Consider the following 24,405-nt stretch of genomic DNA (forward strand, 5'->3'; position numbering starts at 1 on the left):
CACGATGGTTATATGTCCTGTGGTTTTAGGTGCTGAGAATGTCGAGCCACTGACCAAAGGTGGGGGCAGCAATCAGGTCGTTGAATTCCACCTCGTAGCCATCGGCTCGCCATTTCTCTACCAACATAATGAGCCCCATGGAATCAAGACCGAGATCAACCATTAAAGCGTCGGCAGTGATGATCTCAGGGGAAATGCCTAAAACTGTGGCGAGTTCATCTTTTAATTGTGTCTCGGTCAGTTTCATTGGTGTGCTCCTTACTCTGATGATGGTGTGGACTCCGAAGTGCTTTGGATATATTTGAGTACTAAAGCGCGTAATTCTTTGCGGCTGGTTTTGCCCACCCCGGTGTGTGGAAATTCCTGGGCGAATTCGAAGAAATCGGGAATTTTATAGCTTGCTACACCACGGTTGCGTAGATACTGCCGTAGTTCTGCAGCACTGAGACCACTAGGCCTACTAGGCCTACTAGGACCACTAGTGCTGAGCTCGGTGTCAGTGGTGAGTACTTCGCGCACGATAAAGGCACAGGTTTTCTCCCCGTGCATGTCATCTGCTACGCCCACGAGGGCGGCGTCGCGGATCAGGGGGTGGGTGATGAGGTGGTTTTCGATGTCCTCGGCGGAGATTTTCTCGCCTCCGCGGTTAATCTGATCTTTGGAACGACCCTCAACGATCAGGTGGCCTGTGGGGAGTTGGCGGACAATATCGCCAGTGATATAGAAGCCGTCTGGGCTAAAGGAATCTGGGTCCGCGCCGTTGAAATAACTATTGATGGTATACGGGCCGCGGGTTAGCAAAATACCGGGTTCACCTGGGGCTACCGGTTGGCCAGAATCATCAATGATCCTGATCTCATCATCAGCGGAGATGGGACGGCCTTGAGTTGTGGTGACCAGCTCAGGTGGATCATCATATCTGGTATAGTTCACCAAACCTTCGGCCATCCCGAAGACCTGTTGCAACTGACACCCGAGCTCTGGGCCGATGCGGCTGGCTGCAGCGCTAGAGAATTTAGCCCCACCTACTTGGAGAATCTCCAGCGAAGAGAGATCGGGTTTGGTGTTGGCATGAACAGCAAGCCATGCGAGTGCCAAGGGAGGTACCAATGAGGTCATGGTAATAGCCTCATGAGCGATAATCTTAAAGGCCGTGGAGGGAGAGGGATCGGTGCAAAAGACGACAGTGCCACCCTTGAGCCAAACCCCTAAGACCCCGGGGGAGCTCATCGTAAAATTATGGGACACCGGCAAAATGACAAGGAAGCGGGTGTGCTCGTCGAGGCTGCATATGAGAGCGGATTCACGCACCGAATAGAGATAGTCGGCGTGGGTCCTAGGGATGAGCTTAGGGGTTCCGGTGGTTCCTCCGGAAACCTGCAAGAAGGCAAGATCTAAGGCATCGACAGCGTGGCGCGGGTAGGTAGCACCACTGAGCCACACGCCGGAATGAAGGTAGAGGTTGTCGCTGTGGTCCTTATGCGGGCCAGCGATGATAACGGTGAGCGTAGGAAATTCTTCGCGCAAAGAATCCGCGAGTGCCGCGTGATTAAATCCTTGAAATTCGGCGGCGCACACCAGTGCTGTAGCTTTGCTCTGACTAATAAAATGCCGTAATTCGTGGCCACGGTGTGCCGGTAGGGCGAATACTGGCAGTGCCCCGAGGTGGAAGAGGGCGCCAATAGTGACGGCAAATTCGTAGATATTAGGAAGCTGCACGACCACGAAATCGCCGTTGTTTATTCCACTTTCGGCGAAAAAGGCGGCGGTAGCTTCGATATGTGTGTTGAGGTCCAGATAGCTGGAGCGGTGTATGTCTCCTCCACTGTCCTGGGCTACGAGTGCAGTGTGGTGTGGATATTTTTGCGCTTGGTGCGCAAAGAAATCAGCGAAGGTATCGGATGTCCAATATCCCCTACTGAGGTAATACGCGGCGCGCTCTGGTGGGTAGGGGGTATAGGTCATCATATCGAGTCCTTCTCGGAGCTCTGATGAGGTGGTCCTTGGGGCACGGGATGCACCACTTCTGGACCAAGATTGAGAACCGCGCGGATCGGCCCCAACTTCGTGGAGGTTTCTGCCAGTTCATCCGCAGCTACCGAATCGGCTACAATTCCGCCCCCAGCGTACGCGGTGACATCACGTCCACCAATGAGCGCGCTCCGGATAGCCACCCGCCACTCACCGTTGCCATGGCGGTCCGACCACCCCACCGTGCCAGCATAAAAGCCGCGATCCGGTTCACGCTCTTTGAGTATCTCAAGAGCTCGGTTTTTTGGGTAACCGTTGACTGCTGCCGTGGGGTGTAATAGAGAGGCCAATTCAAGGGCAGTCATATTTTCTTTTAGTTCTCCCTGAATACGGGTCCCCAAATGCCACGTATGCGTGGTGCGAATGAGTGAAGGGTGGCGTGGAATATCCAACGTGCGGCTTAGCGGAGCGAGAATCTCTCGGAGCCCTTCGGTAACATAGGCGTGCTCAATATGATCCTTATGCGAGTTTTTTAATAACTCCGCACGCTGGTTATCGATTGTAGAGTCCTCACTGCGCGGGGCAGTGCCAGCCAAGGGCAAGGAGATGAAACTTTTACCGCGCTTGAGGAGGAGAATTTCTGGGCTGGGTCCTACGAAGTACTCGCCGTTGCCGACTGCGCTGAGATAGCCGTAGCCGGTGCCGGCACTGTGCATATATCGCGCCAGGATGGCCTCGGGGTGCGGTTCGTGAAGGAGGCGGTAACGCTGCGCGCGGGAGAGCACAATCTTGTCAACCTTCCCTGCTTTAATATCACCAATAGCGCGGTTGATTGATTCATAGTGCTGGCTAGGGCTAGGAGAATCTGTCACGGATACGACGGTGAGTGATTCCTGCTCAGTAAGGGTAGGGGTGGTAGAAGAGAACTGAAAACTGTCCGGAGCAAAAAGATAGGGTGTGCGATCAGGGTGGAAGGAAAGAGCTCCTAGAACAATTTCTCCGTCATTATTGAGGTAGTCAATTCCATCGTGCACGGTGGAGAATTTCTGAGCAATCCCGTGGGCGCTGAGGTTTTCTTCTGGTGAAATAAAAATAAAGCTGCGCATATTATTCTCCTCCCGCAGGATCTAATTGTTTGAACACGTGGCGGGTAGGAAGAACAACGCCGCACCGCTTGGCCACCCATAATAGTGCTTGTTCGTGCTCGTCGCGGGTGAAGTCAGCTATGGCGTCACTGATAAGGAACGGCTGAATATCTTTCATAAAGGCATCGCCGGCACTGACTTGGCATCCCATATGCCCGTAGACTCCAGTAATGATGAGTTGATCGCGCCCACTGTACGAGAGTGCTCCAGCTAGGCAGGTCCGTTCGAAAGCCGAGTAGCGCCATTTTTCAATCACATGATCTCCTGCTTCTGGCGCCAAGGGGGCGATGATCTCCGCATCATGAGCGGTCTGCATTCCAACTCCCCACACCTCGTTAAGAAGACCCCGCTGGTGGGGGTGTTGCCGAGGGGGTTGCGCCGAATAAAAGACGGGGATGTCAAGGGAACGAGCTCGATCGGCGAGGGCTGCGATATTGGCTATGACGGTGCGGATGGGCTCCTGATCAGGGTGATAGGCGCGGATAAAATAATTTTGCATATCGTGAATCAGCAAGGCCGCTCGATACACATTGAGTTGCCAATCTGCGGCGCGCACAGCTGGCGGTTGGGGCAGACCGTAAGGAGAAATCTGGGGGATAGCCATTAAAGTGTCCAATCGCAAGATACCGGTAGAGCCTAGCTGTCGAGAGTTGCGCCCCCGTCGATACGCAGATCGTGCATCGTGATATGAGCTGATTCAGGGGAGACGAGGAAGAGGCACGCATGGGCAATATCATCAGGTTGGGCGAGTTTCTGCAGCGGAATTCCGAGGCGATACTCACTAGCGGTGCCGGCAATGACGCGCTCGCTTGCATCGACGCCATCTGGCCACATACCGGTGAGCATGGGCGTGAGTGTGGATCCTGGGGAGACGATATTGCAGCGGACATCGTAGCGAGCGCATTCGAGCCCTAAGGTGCGAGTCCAGGCTGTCACGGCTGCCTTTGACGCCCCGTAGCTGGCCATCCCGATGCGTGGAGTCGTTGCGGAATTAGAGGAAACCACAACAATGCTTCCGCGCCGCCGGGCGCACATGGCCTGGGCTATGGGTGAGACTACAGCGATGGTGCCTCCTATATTGACCTCAAAATTCTGGTTGCCAAAGAAGCTATGGTCTTCTTCTAAGCAGCGATCGGGCTGCATGACGCCAGCAACGTGGATGAGTGCATCGATTGGGCCGTGTTGATTTTCGGCGCGGGCAATGACCTGACGTACCTGCGCCTCATCGCGGATATCCACGGTGTCTTGGTCGATGGCGGTGATCGCCCGGTAGCGAGCAGTGGCCTGCGCGATGACGGCACGTCCTATTCCTCCGGCTGCTCCGGTGACACAGAGATGTTGTGATGGGGAATGCATAGCTGTGGAGTTCTTTTCGCTGATTAAAGGGATGCTGATTAAGGGGATTAAGGGAATCAAAAGTACGGTGTGCAAAGAAAAATGACAGTGTCAGGCGTCTATTCATCTTTTTGCCGTCGCCGGTGCAGCCGATTTGTGATCAGGTCTACATTCCAGCCGAAGCCTTAAGCTAGAACGTAGTACAACTTTTTGTTAACTAAGCCTAACCAAAATGATGTACCCATTAAAGCACGACGATGCGATCGAGGCTAATTATTTTCCACCTTCTGGCTGAATCATCCGATGATTACTCGATTGCAAGCCGGTGGCCAGGGATAGTCATGGGTATGGACTGCCCATTTAGTGGGTGTGCTGCTTTTTTACCCCCGAGTTTTTGTGAGGTATTCAACTTTTTGAGAATCAATCGGGGCGCGTGAGGTTATCCGGCTTCTGAAAAGCTTTGGCTAACCATATCAATTAGGCGTTTACAAAAAGACTGGTCACCTTTTACGTCACCCAGCGCGAGGTGCCATTATCGCCTCAAGTGCGGATTTGCCCCGTTGAGAGCCCAGTGGGGCCGGCTTAAGATCATCAACCGAGAGTACGGTTGAGAAATCAGTCAAAAGGTTGAATTCTGCATCTGGCTCCCCAAGATTTTCTACAGATTTTCTACGTATATGGGGGTGATATCGAGCTTGATATCAGATCTCCCAAAATGCTCAGATACACCCTCTGGTTTCCATAGCCTGCTCACGGTGATGCTGAAAATCTATTCCCCCCAAGTCGAGCTATGTGGCCCCTTATAGATAACAGATTAGCGGTCTGCACTTGCAGGTATGGATCAAATAAAAAAACGGAAAGTGATTATATGAAGAATCTTCTCGCCCCCAAAGCTCACCAGCGCGCTCTCGCTGGACTCATGAGTATAACCGTGGTGGCCTCTGGTCTCGGCGTCGTTGCTACGACTCCCGCATTTGCCACCGAGGTTTGCGCCTCTGTGCAGGCGCCCGGCAATATAGCTCCCGAGGATATGACCCTCACCATCGACAATGCTGATGTCAAAAATTTCCGTTCGGGAGATACCATCCATCTAACCGCCAGCGGGGTCGCCCCTCGCAGCGCTGAAAACCCTTTGGTTATCAAAATTAATAAAGGTGCTAATAATTGGGTTCGCGCCGATCAGGCTCAGGGATCAAACCTCGAAATTTCGGGAACAGAAACGGAATCCCCGAACTTAATAGTTCCGTCCGATCTATTTGCTAATGGCGAATTGGATATCCACGTTGTCCTTCCGCAGGATCTTCCTAATGGCCAAAACTTCCTGACCGTCTTAGGTGGAGGGCAAGGGGGCGAACGACTGTCTTATTCTGTCCCCTTCTTTGTGGATAACACCGCAGCTGACGACGGTTTGTGTGGCACCCTCACCATCCAATCTCCTGAGATTAAAAGTGTAACCGGGTATGCCACGGACTCTCGACGTGCCAAGGCCGGCGAGATCCGCGTTTCCCTCGTCGTCGAGGGGATGATGGCAGGCGCCACACCCACGATGAGTATCGGTACCCAAGCGCTGACTCTGCCCGATGATCTCGTGGTTGATCCTGCTGGTGTATTAAAAACTACCGTGACTCTACCCGTGGGCAGTGCTCTTGCAGGAGCGCATATGCTTACTGTGAGCGATGGTACGACCACAAAGGAGCTCCGTCTGCTGACCACTGGTTATGCCATGATTAGTGAGAATGCCGCTCAAGGCTCCCAAGCTACTGTGCGAGTAGTCAATCTCCCCGATGGTTCTGAACTTACGGGTGTTGGCGTGGAGGGGCAGAACTGGTTGAGTGCCCCGGTAAGCGCCGTGGGTGGAATAGCGGAGCAAACTGGAGTGATGGTTCCTGCCGACGCACCATTCCGTGAGAAGGTGCGGGCCACCTACTCCATAGCTGGTCGCGACTACACGGTTGACACCGGTGAGCGGGTCAATGCCCCTCGTGATCTCATAGCCACGGAACTCTATGATTCTCAGTCGATGGAACTAGGGAAGGGCTTATACCAGAGTGCCATCAACGATAAGACTGGCAAGCTATTTGTCACGCGGGCAAATCGCAGAGAGGATTCTTCGATCTACAAGATTGATGCTAAGACCTTCACGATAGAGCAAACTCTTGATATTCAAGATCGTGATTCCACAGGTGAGAGCGTGCGTGGAGCCTTTGGTGTTGGGTTAGATAATGAGCGTGGTCTCGTCTGGGTGAGCAATACACTGCAAGATACCGTCAGTGTCTATCGCCAAAGCGATCTCAGTCTGGTGAAGACGTGGAGCGAGGGGAGTACCGCGCATCCACGCGATGTTGTTATCGATGAGAAAACAGGTTTGGCTTATGTTTCCATGGTTTCTCGTGCCACCGGCGCTGTGCATATCTATGATCTCGAGGCTGATGCTCCCGTAGCCATTGATCTCGGCCCAGATTTTGCCATCACAATGTCACTTGCTCTTAATGCTGACAAGGGCTTGCTGTATACCACTTCGAGGGTCAACCCGAATATTGCCAAGATCGATATCGCCTCGGCGAATAAGCAGGTGACGACAAAGAGCATGGATTCAGATCTAGTGGAATCCGCATCGGGTGTCGCGTTGGATCCGGTACACAATAAGCTTTATATCACCGCGCAGGGAACCGGTAATACCGTGGTATTCGACGCCGATACCATGGACTTCATTACCGAGATTCCTACTGGAGCATCAGCGTTGAATGCCCGCTACAATCCGAGCGATGGTCGCATCTACGTGGCTCACCGCAAGGCAGGTACGGTAGTAGCGATTGATACGGAGACCGACACGGTTGTGGCCCGTCTGGACGCCGGTATGAATACGAACCATATCTCGGTCGGCGCTGACGGCACTGTCTATGCGGTCAATAAGGCAAGCCAAGCTGATCCAGAGGCCAAAGATAGACTCTTCGCCTTCAAGCTAAAGGAGCAACGAGGCGATGACATGTCGAGTTCTGATCCGCTGCCAATGTGGGCCACAGTTCTGATCTCCATCACAAGTATCCTGGGTATCTTTGGATTGATCATAGGCGGCCTGCGCAATCTAGCGATGCAGTTCGGTATTCGGTTGCCATTCTGAGGCTGCTAGCTCTCGTCATCATCTAGTTCGCTGACTGGGTACGGGGGTAGATCCCGCCCCCGTACCGGCATGGACATATAAACAAGTCCAAATTATATGACGTATCTAACATTTGGGAGCTGTTCGAGCTCTCATGCCACATTCCACTAAGGGTGACCTCATTAATTAGAGGTTTAGCTAAGGGTAGATTTACCTCCCATGTGATACCTGTATCTGAATCTACCTATAAAAGCTGGCTTGAAGTGGGAAAAAGCGTTGATTTGCGCTGTGGCTTACCTTAGGATTTGCAGCGAAGGACTGGTTATATCAATCGAAAGATTGAATATAAGTTACAACTTATCGGTGACAACGGTGGGATCGCTATTTTCTTGAACCTATATAAGTCGCCTGACAAATTTTGGTATCTACAAACAAAGGAATTTTTCTTCAATGAATAAAACTTCAATGAATAAAATAAGAATAAGTGGCACCCAACGCGCTCTGGCAGGACTCATGAGTGCCGCTCTCCTCGGCTCCGGTCTCGGAGTCGTCTCAAGCACCCCTGCCTTCGCTAACGATGCTGAGTGCGCTAGCGTCCAACCGCGCGCTTCTCGCGGCATCATAGGAACCGATCTGAAAATTGTCGGCGCTGATACGAAAAACTTCCACGCAGGCGATATTGTCCGTATCACCGCAACGGACGTTGTCCCTCGCCCTGGTGGATTCCTAGTGCTGAAAATCGACAGCAATGATAAACAGTGGGACCTTGCTGCGCAATCACAAGCTTCCGGACTTCAAGGCTTTCAAGGGCGCTCCGATACTTTAGAAATACCCGCTGATATGTTCGCCGATGGCAACCTCGATGTTTCCGTCGTCCTACCTGGGAACCTGGAAAATGGCCAGCATGTCATTTCGGTCCTCGGAGGCACCGATGGTGGTACCGCTATTTCTGCTCACCTCACCTTCGATGTCAATAACACCGGCGTAGATGATGGCATTTGCATGACAAAGGTCATTGAAGCCCCCACATCTTCTCCCGAAATCACTTCAGTTCGAGGTAACGCCGCCGACAACCGCCATGGACCAGCTGGCCTGCTCCGCATCAAGATGGAAGTACCCGGTTTCACCGCCGGTGAAGAAGCAACTGTCACCATAGGCGAAGATGCTTTCTCACTCGGCACCTTCACCGTGGGCGATGATGGAGTTCTCAAAGCTAGCCTGCGTATGACGGAACCTAAGGCGCTAGCTGGCGTTCACAAAATCGTCGTCACCGCTGGCAGCATGAGCAAAGAACTCACACTTGTCACTACTGCATATGCTGAAGTTAGCGACGGAGCGCCGCAGGGCGCACCTGTGACTGTCAGCGTGGCCAACCTGCCACTTGGAGCTGAGGTCGTACGCGTGGGCACCGATGGTGCTAACTGGTTGAGTGCTCCTGTTAGCGCTGATGATCGCGGCCAAGTGGCGATAGACAATGTGATGGTCCCCGCCGATGCCCCATTCGGGGAGCCAGTAACTGTTACCTACAGCTCGTCTGGAATCGAAACCACTATTTCGGCTGGCACTAATATCAATGCCCCTAGTGCGGCTCTCAATGTTAGTGACTACGAACAGCAGTCAGTAATGCTCCCCACTGGTCTCTACCAGTCAGTCTATGATTCTCGTACCGATACAGTGATCGTTAATGGATCTAACCGCACTGATGACTCCGTCTTCTACCGCCTGGATGCTCAGGATCTCAGCAAGAAGGACGAAGTCGAAATTGCTCACCGCGATGACGAAAATGGTATCTTCGCTGCTTTTGGTATCGCCCTCGATACCGAAAATAACCTGCTGTGGGCTGCAAACTCCCGCCAGGATGCCATTGCCGCCTATGACGGAACAACACTGGAACTTAAAAAGCAATGGCCTGTAGGTACCGCACAGCATCCCCGCGATGCCATTGTGGATGAAACTACCGGCAAGGTGTACTTCTCCCTGGCAGATCGAGACCACGGCAAAGTCTTGGTCGCTGATCCAAACCTCGAGCTAGATCCAGTAGAGATTTCCTTGACCGAGGATTTCAAACTCGCGATGGATCTCGAACTCGATTCGGCTAAGGGTTATCTCTATACCGTTGCCCGAAACTCCAACCATGTGGCAAAGATCAACGTGAAAACTAACGACGTTGAGCTCTTCACGGTTGACGGTTTAATTGGCGGAACCGGAGTGGCTCTCGATCCAGAACGCAACGAGCTATATATTTCATCCCAGAAAACCGGTGAGACTACGATTCTCGATGCGGACACCGGAAATAAGAAGCAGACTATCCGTACTGGTGCGACCGGACTTGGTGTCGCTTATAACCCTGTGGACAAGCGCGTTTATGTGGCCAACCGTGGTGATGGCAACCTCATTGCTATTGATCCCGCAACCAAGGATATCGTTGCAAAGATTCCAGTTGGGCCTTTAGCTAACCATGTGAATGTCGGCCCCGACGGTACCGTCTATGTGACAAATAAAGCCCGCGCGGGTGTCGGCGACGATCGGCAGGACGGCTTCTACGCTTTAAAGCTCAAGGAGCAAACCCCACCGCAATCCCCCAGCGGAAACGATGGGACCTCTAGCGAAAGCGGTCTGCCTGAGTGGGCGACTATCGTGCTCTCAATCGTCGGATCGCTAGGAATACTCGCCGTGATCCTCGGTGGTTTACGCACCCTTGCGATGCAGTTAGGCATCCGCCTGCCTTTCTAAAACACCAAGCGATCGTAAATTCCTACCTAGGTTTTCCTTCTCATCAAAGGAAGACCCAGGTACGGGATTACTGATCCACTAGGGGAATGGGGTTGCGGCCCTATTCCCCTCGTGCTGTCTTCTTCTCCAGCAGATAAAGACCTACGCCTACATGATGACCGCATCATGTGTACCCTCTCAACCTGCTTATGAAAAAGGAATCCATGAACGCCTTGCCATCCATGCTTCGTCCCCACCTCTTAGCGGGGCTCGCAGCCCTTCTGATCCCAGGATTAGTAGCGTGCTCATCTCAAGACGTGCCGCAGGATACGCAATCCTCCAATCGCACTATCACCGATATCGATGGTCAAAACGTTGTCGTACCGCTTTCCCCTCAGCGTGTGGTAGCACTATCTGAACCTACCTTAGATAACCTCCTCGCCCTGGGTATCACCCCGGTCGGAGCGGTGGCAGGCCGCGGTCAAGCAACCTTGCCCAACTATCTTATTGAGATAGCAGGTGACGTACCGCTGTTGGGAAATGTCGCCCAACCCAACTTCGAAGCCATAGCCACGGCTCAACCCGATATTATTTTCGTCGACGGCACCAGCATTAATAACAATCCGCCTGTGATTGCAGCCCTCAACAAAATCGCCCCAGTGGTTTATACCGGTTGGGCGGGGGGTGATTGGCGCGATAATCTCCGCATCACTGCAGACGCCATGAACCTCAGCGATGAAGGCGAGAAATTGATCACAGCCTACGACAAGAAAACTGAAAAAGTATCTAAGGAACTCGACGCCTACGCGGATTCCACCTTTAGCGTTGTGCGCTGGCAGGGCAATAGCGCCTCCATGATCTTAAAGGAACTCCCTGCTGGTCGAGCCCTCGAGGACGTTGGACTGCGACGCCCACCCAATCAAGATCGCGAAGGGCGTGGTCACTCCGACCCCGTTTCCTTGGAGAATCTCCATGATATTGACGCAGACTATATATTCTTTGGCACCCTCGGAGGCTCTGCCGTTAACAACCCCCAAGCAGGCGGTAGCGCTGGGGTAGAAGAGGCCGTAAAAGCCATTACCGCAGCTAAAGATATTCCGGGTTTTAGTGCCCTCGAGGCTTTTCAGCAAGACCATATCATCCCAGTGGATGGCTCCGTATGGACATCCGCAGGCGGCCCGATCCTGATGAATCGCCTGATCGACGATATCGTAGAAAAACTCGTCTAAGAGAGTAGAAATGTCATGACCATAATGACTCACACTTCTATCTACCGCAGCGCAGCACTGAGGCTTAGCGTAGGGCTTAGCGTAGGGCTTATTGCTCTCATCGCGCCAGCACAATGGGCCTATGCCAATGAAGAATCAACCACGGCTACGCCAGTAAGTGATGCCGAGGCCGAGAGCGAGTACATCGATATTGACGTCGATGATGCTCAGCTCAGCGTACAAAGAGATGCCACATCTGGCGACAAACTACGCATCAAGGGTTCAGGGTGGACCAACCAAGCAGGGACCGGTTCCACTATTACGGTGAAATTGAATTATCTGAAAGACGGAGTAGTTGCCCAGTACCAGCGCGGTGGCCCAGATACCGGCAATCCGGACCCAGACGATGTCTTCTCCCACCCCAAAAGTGGTGTCAAAGATCGAACGATCTTCTGGCAATTCGTAGCCGACCCGGATGGTTCTTTTGATGTCACCCAAACTCTTCCCCTCAATCTCAGCCCGGGTCAGATGCTCACGATTAACTTCGCTTCTGGTCTCGTCGAGGGAGATACTTCCCGAACCGTGGTCACCCCGTCGCTTCGGGTGGAGGGGCAGCAGTGGATTGCGCCACCATCTGATAAGCCCACCTGCCAGTCACCTGTCGCCTCTCCGGAGGCTATAGTCTCGGAATTTCCCGACGAGAATAATACGCTGCTGGTCGAAGGGCGCGGTTTTTGCAATACATTGCCCAACGGCGGCGGAGCTCGTGTTGTTATCAAATTTAACTTCGGTGGCATCAAACACTTCGAAGAATTTGCGGTGCACCCCAACCTCACTGTATGGGATATCGTTGTCACAAATGACGCAGACGGCAGCTTCTCACACCGCGTGCGGCTGCCTGAAGACACCCGCGGGCAGTGGGGAACCCCCACTCCGCTCAGCGAGGGGGAACACACCCTCAACGTATTATCAGGTTCTCTCCAAAGTGGCGATATATCTCGGTCCATTCCGCTGACTTTTATCAACGGTGAGTACAGCCCCAACGGAGTCCCTGATCCTATTGATTACAAGGCCGATCTGATACCCGCTAATCGCGCCGGGGTGTCTATTCGCCCCTTCGATACCGACCTCATTATCGAGGTACCTGAGGGACAGCCTGAGGATTGGGTGTATATTTCCACCTACCTCCCCGATGGTTCCCCCAGAATTCCGTGGAAAGATCAGTGGTTTAGACTCAGCGATACCAGGAGTGTACTGCTGCCTAATAACGAGGACATTCCCGAGGGACCGTTGAAATTTGTGGTACAAAATGGCAATCGTGGTCAGCGCGGTGAGCTTATTGGCTGGGTTGACTATGAGTTCAAAGCGATCAGCTCCACGACAACAACCACCGCCCCAACCAGTGCTTATGGAGTTATCGCTAGGGAATTAGGACTTCTCAATAACAGCCTGACCACCTTGGAAAAAACCATCGACACTCAATTCCTTGCCCCCAATGAACAAGATAATAACGAGGATCAAGCCACACAGGGTGATACGGCTGGTGCAGATGAAACTGAGCAGGAGATCATTACTCGCCGAATCGTGCGTCGCCGTAGCTTAGTGGCCCCCACAACGGCAACGAACAGGGTACAAGGTCCGAGCTACGACAGCCGCCCAATATCACCAGTAGATCCACCTGTAACAAGCATCGGTGAATTGAATTTCTCGAATGCCGGCAATGTCACCGGCACTGTTGAGGGGGAGCAACTAGCCATCAAGGTTCCAGATTTATGGACGGGACAGTGGGCGAATCTATATGTCTACCCCGATCTTCCAGGCCAAGAACCTATCGACGCCGGCTGGGTACAGGTAGATCAGTCAGGAACTGTCTATCTGGATACCAGCGGGTTGCCCGATGGTGACTATGCCATCAGCCTCAGCGATCGCGGCGGGAATCTGGTTGGATGGCTCGATCTCGGGCTTGGTTCTTCTGCAAGTCTTGAAGCTCAGCAACAAGACCTAGCTCCTCAGAATGCGCAAGCAGATACCATTCGCCCAGTCATTAAAGCTAACGGGCTCATGGGCCCCACCGACTGGGTGTTAATCCTCGCCTCGCTCATCGTCACTGCTTTGACTGCAGCAGGAGTTTCATTGACTGCGGGCAGAAAACATGCCTAACCATCGCAATTCACCTATCAACTTGGAGCCGAAAAGGACGTGTACATATCTTATGAATTCAATCTTCCCTGTTGTACCCCACTGTGTCACCTCATCTCGTATCCGCCTAGTGCGCTGGGGCGTAAGTGTGCTTGCTGTTACAGGCGGTATCGTATCCGTGGCCCTGCCTACTGCTCTTGCGATCCCGCCAGGAGGTGCAGGACCTGATACGCCAGGGACATCCTCCTCGGTTTCCCCCTCTGTGGTGGAACAGTGCGGGACGCTGAGCTACCAAGTCAACGGGTACCCCGCAGGTGAAGTGGTCAATATCAAGATCGATGACGGGCGTGGCTTCGGCGGTGATGCGAGCGTCCAAGGTCAAGGTGTGATCGCACGACAAAAGATCGATAGTAGCGGTACCGCCTCAGGCTCCATCTCGGTGCCATGTGATCTGCCCCCCGGAGGGCACTACCTACGCTATCTAGCCACCGAAGGAACGAAAAACCTAGGTTATACCAGCGTGGGCAATTCCTACTTCACAGTCACCGCCACCGTAGAGACACCCGCTACTAATCAAAATACTCAGTCCACCCCCACCCAAAGCGCCCGGGGGCGCGTGGGGCAATCAAGAAATTCAGATCGCGCATCCGCCCAACCAGGTGGACGTAATCGCCAAGCTGCGCAGCCTCGAGAAGAAGTAGTCTATGTCGACGAGTACGTCGATGCCCCCGCTCAAGCGGCTTCGCCTAATCAAGCTGCCCAGGCCCCACAGAACCTGGATAATTCCGCTGCGCGCCCTGAGTTTTCGGGAGATACTCATGCCGCCGGCTCCGCAGCCTCAGCACCTGCCAACACTGGAATCTTCGATAAGAAAAAGCAGCAGCAACAAAATGTGGCACAAGCTGCAGCGAATGGCAGCTCTCCATCGGCCCCATATGTGGGATTCTTTGTTGGCCTGGCGATCCTCCTTGTTGGCATGACTGCAATTAATGCGTGGCTCGTGGTTCAAAGGCGTCAATAAATATGCGATCTCGTTCCCCTCTATGGCTATATGGCGATATCTATGACGAGGCATAGGCGGCGACTGAGTTTTCTGCTCCTCGTTGCTGCGCTAGTCTTCATGGTTTTTGCTTCCTTAGCGCTGGGTTCCAATCCTCTGAGCTTAAGTGCAGTCATCGAGGCGCTATCAGGGCGCGGAGATACCATCAGTCGTACCGTTGTGATCGATCAACGAATTCCGCGCACTCTCGTGGTGATGCTCGTGGGTGCAGCACTCGGTGTGGCCGGAGCACTCATGCAAGCCTTAACCCGCAATCCGCTCGCTGATCCAGGCATCTTGGGCATCAATGCCGGTGCCTCCCTGGCCGTGGTCACCGGGGTAGCATTTTTGGGTATTCAAGGGATTGGCAGCTATATCTGGCTTTCACTCATCGGTGCGGTACTAGCCAGTATCGGTGTCTACGTTCTCGGTGGGGTAGGGCGCGCCTCAGTCAGCCCCGCCCGGTTGACACTAGCTGGTGTGGCCATATCGATGGCTATTTCTGCCTTTGTTCAAATGATCTTATTGAGCAACCAGAATGCCTTTAATGAATTTCGGTTCTGGGCAGCGGGATCCGTTGAAGGGCGGGGGGTGGATGTGCTGCTCACAATCAGCTGGATGATCGCTCTCGGCCTATTCCTTGCTTTGCTCGTCGCACCGTCGCTGAACGCTCTCAGCCTCGGGGAAGAAACTGGTAAAGCTCTCGGTGTAAAGGTGGGGCTTACTCGAACTCTCGTCGTGATCTCTGTGACCTTCCTATGTGGAGCCGCAACAGCCGCGGTCGGCCCCATTATGTTTGTTGGCCTCGCAGTTCCATATATGGCACGCGCTATCTGTGGGGCGGATCAACGTCTTGTGATCCCAACCTGCGTCGTGGCGGCACCAGTATTCTTACTCTTTGCCGATATCGCAGCGCGTCTGGTCGTGGCCCCCTTGGAGATCCAAACTGGAATTATGTCCGCACTCGTCGGTGGCCCAGTATTCCTTTATATTGTACGGGGCAAGAATCTGGAGACATTCTCATGAGTACGCCAGCGATAGCACCAACTCGATCCGATGCCCGGTTTTATACCCTTAAGGGAATTCGGTTAGAGAAACGATCCGTAATTGTCGGCACCATCTTTGCTGCGGTGATTGCCACCGCTATGATAGGCGCGCTGAGCTTGGGGGAATACCCCATGAGTTATAGTGAAACGGTCGCTAACCTCGTGGGCATGAGCGAGGATCCGTTGGGACAATTCTTCGTCCGCGATCAACGTCTGCCACGTGTGATTGCCGCCACTTTAGTGGGTGCAGGTCTGGGAGTGTCGGGATGTATTTTCCAGCAGCTCTCTGGCAACCCCCTAGGTAGTCCCGATATCATCGGCTTTACTGTGGGCTCCGCTACCGGTGCGGTTTTGATGATCACTCTCTTTGCGGCCTCCCCGGCCGCGATTGCCGTAGGAGCCGCGATGGGTGGAGTTGCCACCGCAAGCATTGTGTATCTGCTTGCTAGGCAGCATAAAAAACTCTCTGCCATTCGGCTGGTCCTTGTTGGTATTGGTATGGCCTCGATTCTGCAAGCCCTCAATGGACTTATGATCGTTAAGGCCTCCCTGAGCGCTGCTCAAACTGCTGCGCAGTGGTTGGCGGGTTCGTTTAACGCCACAACCTGGTCCGATGTGAGCGTTGCTGCGCTAGCTATGGGTACCTTGATTCCCATAGCATTTTTCTTAAGCCGGCCCTTGAGCATCATCATCAGTGGAGATGAACTAGCAACAGGGCTAGGTGTGCGGGTGGAAGTGCGACGCAATCAACTAATTGCGGTGGGTGTCCTTTTAACCGCGCTTGCTGTTGCGGTGGCTGGCCCCATTTCCTTTGTCGCCCTCGCGGCCCCGCAGATCTCTCGGCGCATGAGTCGCAGTTCTGGGGTGGGCATGGGTAATGCTGCACTCATGGGCGCTGTCCTCGTGATGGTCTCCGATTTGTTGGCCCAGCGGCTCTTTGCCCCCACCCAATTACCCGTGGGAGTCGTCACAGGACTATTGGGTGGGGTCTATCTTATCTGGCTGTTGGTGCAACAATGGCGCACCTAGACAGACGGCACGATGACAAAAGAATTATCCATGAGAGTGGCGATCTATATAAAGAGGCAATGAGCGTGAATTATCAACAGCAAATCTTCGAGGAAGGGCAACCGAGCGCAAAGGATAGCGCCCTCCAAGTGCGTGAGCTATCCGTTGGTTACGGATCTCATTCCATTATTTCTCATCTCACTTTAACTATTCCCCGTGGTGAACTGACCGTTATCGTTGGCCCCAATGCATGCGGTAAGTCCACCCTGTTGCGCTCGCTGGTGCGCGTCATCCCCTCCCAAGGATCCATCCTTCTAGAAGGAGCAGATATTTATTCCTTGGGGGCTAAAGAGGTGGCCAGGAAGATGGGTCTTCTGCCGCAGAGCCCAGTGGCCCCCGATGGGATCGTGGTGGCCGATCTGATTGCACGTGGACGTTATCCGCACCAAGATATCCTAGGTCGCTGGACCAAAGCTGACGAAAAAGCGGTAGAAAGTGCGATGCGCCGTGCCCACGTTCTCGATTTACGCGAGAAGCGTATCGACGAACTCTCTGGTGGTCAGCGCCAGCGAGTCTGGCTTGCTTTAGTGCTCGCCCAGGACACTCCCATAGTGCTCCTTGACGAACCCACCACCTATCTGGATATCACCCACCAGGTGGAAGTGCTCAACCTCGCTCGCGATTTGCAGCGCCACGGTGTGACGGTAGTCATGGTCCTCCATGAACTAACCTTGGCTTTTCGTTACGCCACACATTTAATTGTGATGAAAGACGGAGCAATTCAAGCCACTGGACCCGTTGAAGACGTGGTGACCGAAGAGCTCATTAAGCGCGTATATGAACTGGACTGCAGGTTGGTGAAAGATCCCGAGAGTGGGCGCCCAATCGTGGTTCCTCGCCTCACATAGGAGCTAGCAAGCAAGGGGTACACCAGATGGCGTGCAAGGAGCAGCATCACTGGCACTTTAAGATCTCGCACATTAAGGCCCGCTCATTTTATGGTCGATTATCGTAGGTCGAAATCGGATATAAAGCGTATGTAATATGGAATTCAAGTTTAACTGCAGTCTCAGTAATACTGTGCCAGTACTGTGTCCTTATTCGCGTCTGCTATGGCGCACAAGAAAAAGAAAGAATATCGGGGATTCATATGCGCCGCTTTTTCATAGGTCTCGGCTTAGCACTTTTAACATTGCTCCTTATTGTGGGTTCCGCCTTCTTTTATGCACAAAGCCAGGTATTCAGACAAAAAGAACCCACCATAACGTCTACCGGCATCGCCGCATCTTTCAAAGATATAGCGGAATTAGCTGTGGAGGAATATACCTTTACCAATGTGGGCAAATTTGCAGATGAAGGCCACCAGATCTACGGCCTGACGGTTCCACTTACGGGCAAGAATTTTCTCATTACCTACGACGGCACCGTTAAAGCGGGGGTCAAAGACTTCAGCCAGATCGCTATTGATATGAGTGAAAACACGAAGAAGGTCACGTTGAAAGTACCGCGCGTAGAAATCATCGACTCCAAGATCGACCCCGACAGTGTGATTGTTTACGATCAAAGCTACAATCCCCTCAACCAGCTCAGCGTGGACGATATGACCCGTTTCCTTACTGTCGAAGGTAAAGCGGCAGAAACTCAGGCCATTGAGCATGGCATCCTCAAGCGCGCCGGGGAGCGCGTTGAGCAGCTCCTCGATACTCATATTAAATCCCTGCTCCTTCATACAGACAAGGAAGACTACGAAGTTACCGTAACCTGGAAGTAGTCTGGAGTAGGCCAGAGCAGACTGTAGAAAAACGCCCTCACCTTTGTACTTAGAGAGGGCGTTTTTCCCATCGGCTGGTGTGGTGAGTGTTGAGATAGGACCCATTAGCGAGGATCGCATATATATAAAGGCTGCCGTAGCACTCAACCCCGTGAGTGAAAAATTTCCTTGAACGCAAACGAGTAAAAATATCAGGTATGCAGCATAGATGCGGTAAGCTTTCCATATTTTTCTATTGACACGCAGACTCCTCGTCGCATAAGGTGAGAAATCTCACAAGGTTTTCTTATGACCTTCCTAACGAGAGGAAAGTGTCGAGTGACACAACACCACATCAGGCGCGGAGCAATTGCCTCTGTGACCGCTATATCCATGCTTGCCGGGTTGACAGCCATACCTAGCTATGCCAATGATTTCGATATTAAGACAATTTCACAGGTCAAGGACATCTCCTTCGGCGACAAGGTCGGACGTTTCACGACTCCGACCCAACTCAATATCAAATATATGCCTGATGCACGCGATCGTATCCCAGAGAACCTGGAGTTATTCTCGCTAATTAACGGCCGCGAGTACCTAGAAGGTGCGCTGCACATCAGCAATCCTGATCGCTACGATGAGTCGCAGATATATAAGGGTAATTTTTCGGGTTGCGAGCCAATTGAGGTAGGCAATGAGAAAGAAGAGTATTCAGTCGTACCCAGAGACACGGTGGAGGGGCAAATAAGGGACGGACACCGCCATATCAAGCTCTTCAACGATCCCTATGGCTTCGTGCAGAATAAGCCAAATGACAAGGTCAACTACGCGATCACGACACCCGTCGTGCTCAACGGCCCGGGAGTGTGCTACCCTTCGGTTTTTGCACAGACGCATACAGCGCCCATTAGCGGTTATGCAAACTTTGATTATTACACTCCATGGGTAGCTAATGATGATACCGATCAAGCGGGAATCACAGGTAATGGTGCGAACACCGTCCCGTATTTCACTTATTACAGCGAGGCGGATAAGTCTAATAGCGCCGACTATATAAAGGCATTTGATAACGGTACACCCAATAATATTCTCGACGATGTAGTGGTCACTCACTCGGCCCTTCGTGGTATCTCGGGTCATAGAACTAGTCAGTTCGATGTCGCAGTCGGGCCCGAGTACGTCCCATCACCACAAGGTGACTACTTAGAATTTGCTTTCGTGACCCGCCATCTCTCAGATCCCTCTCGCCCAGGTGCTGGCCGGAACAGGGATAATTTACAAGAGGTGGAAGGATATTCCGGTAAGGCCGTCATTCCCGTCATTATCCTGCCGAAAAAGCAAGAGTTTTCACTCAGCTATAACGATCGTGTTGTCCAAGCTGGAGAGACACTTATTATCGAACCAACAGTAATCTCAGCGCCACCAGCCCAGACGACATTCACGTTTAAGAATAATGTCGACTCGTGGATCACCATTGATGAGGCAACAGGAACTGTCACAGTCAATCCACCCAGAGATATCGTCAGTGTGACGAAGGACTTGATGGTAGTTGTCACCACGGCTACTGGTGATGAGAAGGAGGTGCCGCTGAAGCTGCAGGTATTCGGTAAGGCGATTGTGCCCCCTGTTACCAGCACCACCTCCACTCCAACGTTAAGCCCAGCTCCGAGTGCGCTGCCGACGCCATCGTCAGGAACCGCTATTCCACCGATTCCGAGCAGCACTACGACTCCGACTGTAGAACCATCCCCCAGTACATCTACTACACCTAGCGCTACGCCCACCGCTACGGCTGCTCCAAGCTCCACAACCACGCCTACTGCGACGCCTGCTCCAAGCGCTACAGCGACCTCGAGCGCCTCGCCCGCACCAACCACATCAGCGACCTCTAGTGTCACACCGACCGCAGAGCCAACACCAACTAACTCCAAGGAACCTGTGCCTGAAAGCCCGAAGAAGGGCTCAAGTGACAACAACGGGGAAGGCAAGTGTACCGCCCATCCTCATATCATCATGCCAGCGCTTGTGACCATATTATTGGGGCTAGCCGCGGCATTGCCGTTCGTCCACATTCCACGAGATGAACGATTAGAGAAGAACAACCCGCTTGTCCGTGACGTTCGTAATTTTTTGCGGGCCAACCGTGGCGGACTAGCAGTACTGACGGCGGTATCAGGGCTTATCAGCTTGCTATTCACACCAGCCACCTGCGACGGACCCACCCTAGCTGATCGAATGAGTTCCTAAAAAAGGGGCTCAGCCCACGGGGCCTGTTGGAAACGACGTGCCAGAAAGCGATGGGGTTGGTTGTGGCCCACCCCGTCGCTACCAAATATATTAAGGCGAAAACCAGCCGGGCTTAACTTCACCGACCTTATTCTCGCGGGCGGATTGGATAGTGAGCCAGCCGACAGAGTGTTGTTCAATTCCCTATATGCCTTGGATTGAGCATGCCTATCTCCTAGGCGCTGGTTAGTAGTTAGCCTGCTTCCGTATTTATTCGGGCGCAGAATATGGCTGTGAGCGGTAAAATCGTGAGGTATCAGAATTTTCTCCCCCAACAAAAGAGGACCTCATGGCTCAAGACACAGGCGAAGAATATCCAGAGCAGAAAACACCAGCAGATATCTCAATCACTCCCGAGTCAGAAACCCCGCTCGAGGCTACCGATACTGAGGCGGACCACTATACGGTGACCGCAGTAGAAACTGATATTGACGGTGACATTACCGTGGAACTAAAAGCCTTGGACACCCCAGAGGAGGGTACTGACCCGGCGCAGGTTGTAAACAACGATCAGGCGCTGAGCGCAGATGTCGAGGTAGAAAAACCCGATATTGAGCAGGAGCTCGACGCTGGCGTCGTGGAAGAGGGACAACAGCAATCCGCTACCCAAGAAAAGCTGAATGCTGTCAAACAAGAGGGTGCTAAGAAACTCCACGAGGCCTCAGAGAAGTTCTCTGAAGCTTCAGAAAAAGTCAAAGAGGGGGCAACAGAGAAATTCCAAGAAACTTCCGCCAAGTTCACCGAAACCACAGAAAAGGTGAGGGAGGGAGCGAGCGAAAAATTCAAGGAAACTTCCACTAAACTCACCGAAGCTACGGAGAAAGTAAAGCTCGAGGCAGGCGAAAAATTCCAGGAAGCGAGTGAGAAGCTACAGGATTCCTCCGAAAATTTTCAAAAGAACTGGCCGAGTTATAAGGTGCGCATGGCTGCCCTGGTGCGCACAATCGGACGCGAGATCGCCAACGTTTGGGGTGCGCTTAAGCACTGGTCCAATAAATCCGTGCTGCGTGCGCTCGCAGTTTCGCTCGTCATCGTTTTATTTCTTTATGCCACACTGGCCTCGCTCTGGCTGGGAGATCTTGCATCCAACTACCAATTTGCGGCTCTTACTCAAGTCGAAACCTTCAAATACGCCATTATTGCGCTGGTTGCTAGCGCCTATTTCGTTTTTCGATATTGGGAGCGCCGCGATTCTGCGACTAATCAGCTGGCCGAGGACGGTTTGAGTACCGATCGCCGTCTCGATGAGGCCATGGAAAAATTAGGTTCAGATTCCCCGCAGGTTCGCATTGCCGGCATCTATACCCTTGCAGATGTTGCTGATATCCGAGGTGGCTCTTATAAACAGCGAGTGGTGGATATCTTGTGTGGTTATTTGCGCAGTCATCGCGGAGACGATACCGATGGAGAGCGTGCTGTTGAGTCAACGATCTTCGGCGTATTCTCCGAGCATCTAGTTTCTGCTAGTGGCCTCGAAACTGCAGCGGGGAAGAAGCAGCTCAAGCCAATAGAACAGCTCTGGTCCGATTGCCGTTTCGATTTCCGCCACGCCTATTTCATCTCTGAGGTTGATCTCAGTCAGGCATCTTTTGATTCGGTGGCAGATTTCAGCGGGGCCACATTTACTCGCCCAGCTGTATTCAACTACGCATCTTTCGATGTTGATCCCGTATTCACAGATGCCCAATTCCTCGCTGAGGCCTCCTTCTTCCATACCGTATTCAGGCAAGGAGCGTGGTTCGGCGGGGCTAATTTCACTGAGGACGTGAGATTCGATAACGCCCAATTCCGGGGAAATGTGAATTTCTCCCGAGCCCGCTTTGAGAAGGATCTGTGGTTGAGCGGGGTGACCTTTGCTGGCGATACCTTCTTTGGTGAGGCGAAAATCAACGATAAGGCGAGCTTCGTTTCGTCCACGTTCACCGGGCATACTGACTTCCAGTACACCACCTTCGGTGGCGAAACCATCTTTGACGGGGCACGCTTTGCCAAGGGCGTATGGTTCTTAAACTCGGTCTTCTACCAGAAGGTTTCTTTCCGTGACGCCTCCTTTGATGCCCACTCTGGCTTTAATGGCGCAACTTTTAGCGCAGAGAGCATCTTCGATGCAGCTACCTTTTATAAGGATGCACAGTTCGAAGGGGCTCGCTTTAAAGGCACGGCCTCTTTCGGCTCTGAAGAGGCACCTACTCGGATGGAGACCGGATCCAGCTTTGATTCTGCTGAAATTGAAGTGAGTGATCCTCCAGTCTTCGAGGTTGATCCCGTTGTAGAGTACTTGGTTTTCAACGACGCCCAATGGCCGGACAGCCTCAAATCCTACCGCTAGATTTTTTATCGAACGCTCGTGCTCCTAAAAGCTCATGCTGCATCCTCATGCCACAACAAATAAGGATGCAGCATTGTGTTGCGATCGCGTGCGCCACGGACGTAGGCCCCTCGAGACGTGGATGCGCACACTATGAGTGATCGAACAAGCCCACTCAAAGTCGTATAATTGAGGTAAGCCTTAGCCTCGAGGTCTTTTATTGCTATGGTGACCGTAGATATAAGGAATCCGGCGAAGCAGAAGATTAAGCAGGGGCGTCTAAGGTAGGTAAAAGTATGTACGGGCTCATCATGAGGGTCCTACGAGTAGAAAATTTTACGTGCACAGTTTTACGAATCTGGGACCACAGTCCCACAATGAAGGCTGTACGGGTAAGCTCCCCGGATTTCATTCGGCAGTGCCAACCATGCGGCGGAGACTTTATTCGCTGCTGGTTTGCCCATCCAGATCAACCCACTAAACAAGTGATGCGAGGCTATACTCTCGTCGATATTGATAAACGCAGTGGTGAGTTCACTCTATACTTCCTGATCCACGAACCTTCAGGGCCGGCATATTTGTGGGTCCAATCCTTTGAGCCCGGGGACACCTTTGAGGCATCCTATTACGGTTCGACTCCCTTTGACCTGCCTGATCCACAGCCGAAAGGTTTCATTTTCATCGCCGATGCGGCTGGATTTCCCTACGTCAATTGTCTCGCTCGTCGCTTGACTGACGATCATGCTATCAGGGTGTGAATGCTGGAATGGCGAAAAAGTGATCGCACAATCCCGCTGCTGGACCATCCGAATATTGCCATCGAATGGGATCAGCCTGATTCACAATCACTGCTCGATGAGGCCAAGGAGTTTGATTGGGACGGGTGGTTCCCACACCTAGTGTGCGAGGCAAAGGTTTTGTTGGACACAAAGCGCTATCTGCTCAAAGAAGTGGCGATGGACAAAAGGTCTATGTACGTCCATGCCTGATGGGTCAAAGGTAAAGAAATGGGCAGTAGCAGAGATATATGAGTTTGACGCTGTGAGGTGGTAGCGGACCTTGGGCGAGTAGGCTGTTCTGAAAAAATATGGTTTAGCAGGTGGGATAGTTCACTCTCACGTTGAAGCTTAATACCTAGAACGATAAAAACTAACGGAGAGCTCAGTCATATTCGCAGATAGGAGGTATCTGGCATCATCGCGGTGGGTGTGAACAAGAAAAGCTCTGCGGTGGAGGTCACAACATCAGCACCCACTGGGCTTATTATCAGAGTGAGAATAACGAACGATTCTTCGCACACTGAGGAAGATACTTAAGCCTCAATCGAAAAGCTCCACTAATATTTGGCAGCAGAAGCT

At 52.6% G+C, this 24,405-nt stretch carries 18 protein-coding genes; 13 read left to right on the forward strand and 5 right to left on the reverse strand.

Annotated elements, in window-relative coordinates; all coding sequences use genetic code 11:
- Positions 1 to 25 precede the first annotated feature (25 nt).
- From NXT00_RS02925 to NXT00_RS02945, 5 genes are read right to left on the reverse strand one after another with little or no spacing between them, the layout of a single operon-like run.
- Complete coding sequence (locus tag NXT00_RS02925) at positions 26 to 247, reverse strand: phosphopantetheine-binding protein (RefSeq protein WP_259077398.1); 222 nt, start codon at positions 245 to 247, stop codon at positions 26 to 28.
- 11 nt (positions 248 to 258) lie between these two features.
- Complete coding sequence (locus NXT00_RS02930) at positions 259 to 1,968, reverse strand: (2,3-dihydroxybenzoyl)adenylate synthase (RefSeq protein ID WP_259157987.1); 1,710 nt, start codon at positions 1,966 to 1,968, stop codon at positions 259 to 261.
- On the reverse strand, positions 1,965 to 3,077 hold the full coding sequence (locus NXT00_RS02935) for an isochorismate synthase MenF (RefSeq protein WP_259157988.1): 1,113 nt from the start codon (positions 3,075 to 3,077) through the stop codon (positions 1,965 to 1,967). Before NXT00_RS02935 ends, NXT00_RS02930 begins: the two co-directional genes overlap by 4 nt.
- Position 3,078: 1 nt before the next feature.
- Positions 3,079 to 3,720, reverse strand: coding sequence for an isochorismatase family protein (locus NXT00_RS02940; RefSeq protein ID WP_259077393.1), 642 nt, complete (start codon positions 3,718 to 3,720; stop codon positions 3,079 to 3,081).
- Between the two features lie 32 nt (positions 3,721 to 3,752).
- Positions 3,753 to 4,472: an SDR family oxidoreductase gene (locus NXT00_RS02945; RefSeq protein WP_259157990.1), complete on the reverse strand. Its 720-nt coding sequence runs from the start codon at positions 4,470 to 4,472 to the stop codon at positions 3,753 to 3,755.
- Between the two features lie 847 nt (positions 4,473 to 5,319).
- Here NXT00_RS02945 and NXT00_RS02950 point away from each other — a divergent pair.
- The 13 genes from NXT00_RS02950 to NXT00_RS03005 all read left to right on the forward strand — a co-directional run bounded on the left by NXT00_RS02950 (position 5,320) and on the right by NXT00_RS03005 (position 24,036).
- Positions 5,320 to 7,572, forward strand: coding sequence for a YncE family protein (locus NXT00_RS02950; protein WP_259157992.1), 2,253 nt, complete (start codon positions 5,320 to 5,322; stop codon positions 7,570 to 7,572).
- 429 nt (positions 7,573 to 8,001) lie between these two features.
- Positions 8,002 to 10,284 (forward strand): YncE family protein, encoded by a 2,283-nt coding sequence (locus NXT00_RS02955; protein ID WP_259157994.1) that lies wholly within the window; start codon positions 8,002 to 8,004, stop codon positions 10,282 to 10,284.
- 203 nt (positions 10,285 to 10,487) lie between these two features.
- The gene (locus NXT00_RS02960) at positions 10,488 to 11,492 is read left to right on the forward strand and encodes an iron-siderophore ABC transporter substrate-binding protein (protein WP_259077377.1); all 1,005 of its coding nucleotides are present in this window, start codon (positions 10,488 to 10,490) and stop codon (positions 11,490 to 11,492) included.
- 24 nt (positions 11,493 to 11,516) lie between these two features.
- On the forward strand, positions 11,517 to 13,631 hold the full coding sequence (locus tag NXT00_RS02965; RefSeq protein ID WP_259157996.1) for a hypothetical protein: 2,115 nt from the start codon (positions 11,517 to 11,519) through the stop codon (positions 13,629 to 13,631).
- 52 nt (positions 13,632 to 13,683) lie between these two features.
- Entirely contained in the window at positions 13,684 to 14,631 is a 948-nt protein-coding gene (locus NXT00_RS02970; protein ID WP_259157998.1) for a hypothetical protein, read from the forward strand.
- Positions 14,632 to 14,673: 42 nt separating this feature from the next.
- Positions 14,674 to 15,675 carry an iron ABC transporter permease gene (locus tag NXT00_RS02975; RefSeq protein WP_259157999.1) on the forward strand — a complete coding sequence of 334 codons (1,002 nt, stop codon included), beginning with the start codon at positions 14,674 to 14,676 and terminating at the stop codon, positions 15,673 to 15,675.
- On the forward strand, positions 15,672 to 16,724 hold the full coding sequence (locus NXT00_RS02980) for an iron chelate uptake ABC transporter family permease subunit (protein WP_259077357.1): 1,053 nt from the start codon (positions 15,672 to 15,674) through the stop codon (positions 16,722 to 16,724). The genes NXT00_RS02975 and NXT00_RS02980 overlap by 4 nt, the downstream gene beginning before the upstream one ends.
- A 59-nt stretch (positions 16,725 to 16,783) precedes the next feature.
- Entirely contained in the window at positions 16,784 to 17,611 is an 828-nt protein-coding gene (locus tag NXT00_RS02985) for an ABC transporter ATP-binding protein (protein WP_259158000.1), read from the forward strand.
- Between the two features lie 242 nt (positions 17,612 to 17,853).
- Positions 17,854 to 18,474 (forward strand): DUF4230 domain-containing protein, encoded by a 621-nt coding sequence (locus NXT00_RS02990; protein WP_259158001.1) that lies wholly within the window; start codon positions 17,854 to 17,856, stop codon positions 18,472 to 18,474.
- A 318-nt stretch (positions 18,475 to 18,792) separates the two neighbouring features.
- Complete coding sequence (locus NXT00_RS02995; RefSeq protein WP_259158002.1) at positions 18,793 to 20,700, forward strand: Rib/alpha-like domain-containing protein; 1,908 nt, start codon at positions 18,793 to 18,795, stop codon at positions 20,698 to 20,700.
- 328 nt (positions 20,701 to 21,028) lie between these two features.
- Positions 21,029 to 23,068, forward strand: a complete 2,040-nt coding sequence (locus NXT00_RS03000) for a pentapeptide repeat-containing protein (protein ID WP_259158003.1) — start codon at positions 21,029 to 21,031, stop codon at positions 23,066 to 23,068.
- Positions 23,069 to 23,424: 356 nt separating this feature from the next.
- Positions 23,425 to 23,805: a siderophore-interacting protein gene (locus NXT00_RS09440; protein WP_259289357.1), complete on the forward strand. Its 381-nt coding sequence runs from the start codon at positions 23,425 to 23,427 to the stop codon at positions 23,803 to 23,805.
- A complete protein-coding gene (locus NXT00_RS03005; protein WP_259158005.1) occupies positions 23,806 to 24,036 on the forward strand; it encodes a siderophore-interacting protein in 231 nt (76 codons plus the stop codon).
- Positions 24,037 to 24,405: the final 369 nt, after the last annotated feature.

This window comes from Corynebacterium sp. ES2715-CONJ3 (assembly GCF_024814365.1).
In the GTDB taxonomy this organism is placed as follows: domain Bacteria; phylum Actinomycetota; class Actinomycetes; order Mycobacteriales; family Mycobacteriaceae; genus Corynebacterium.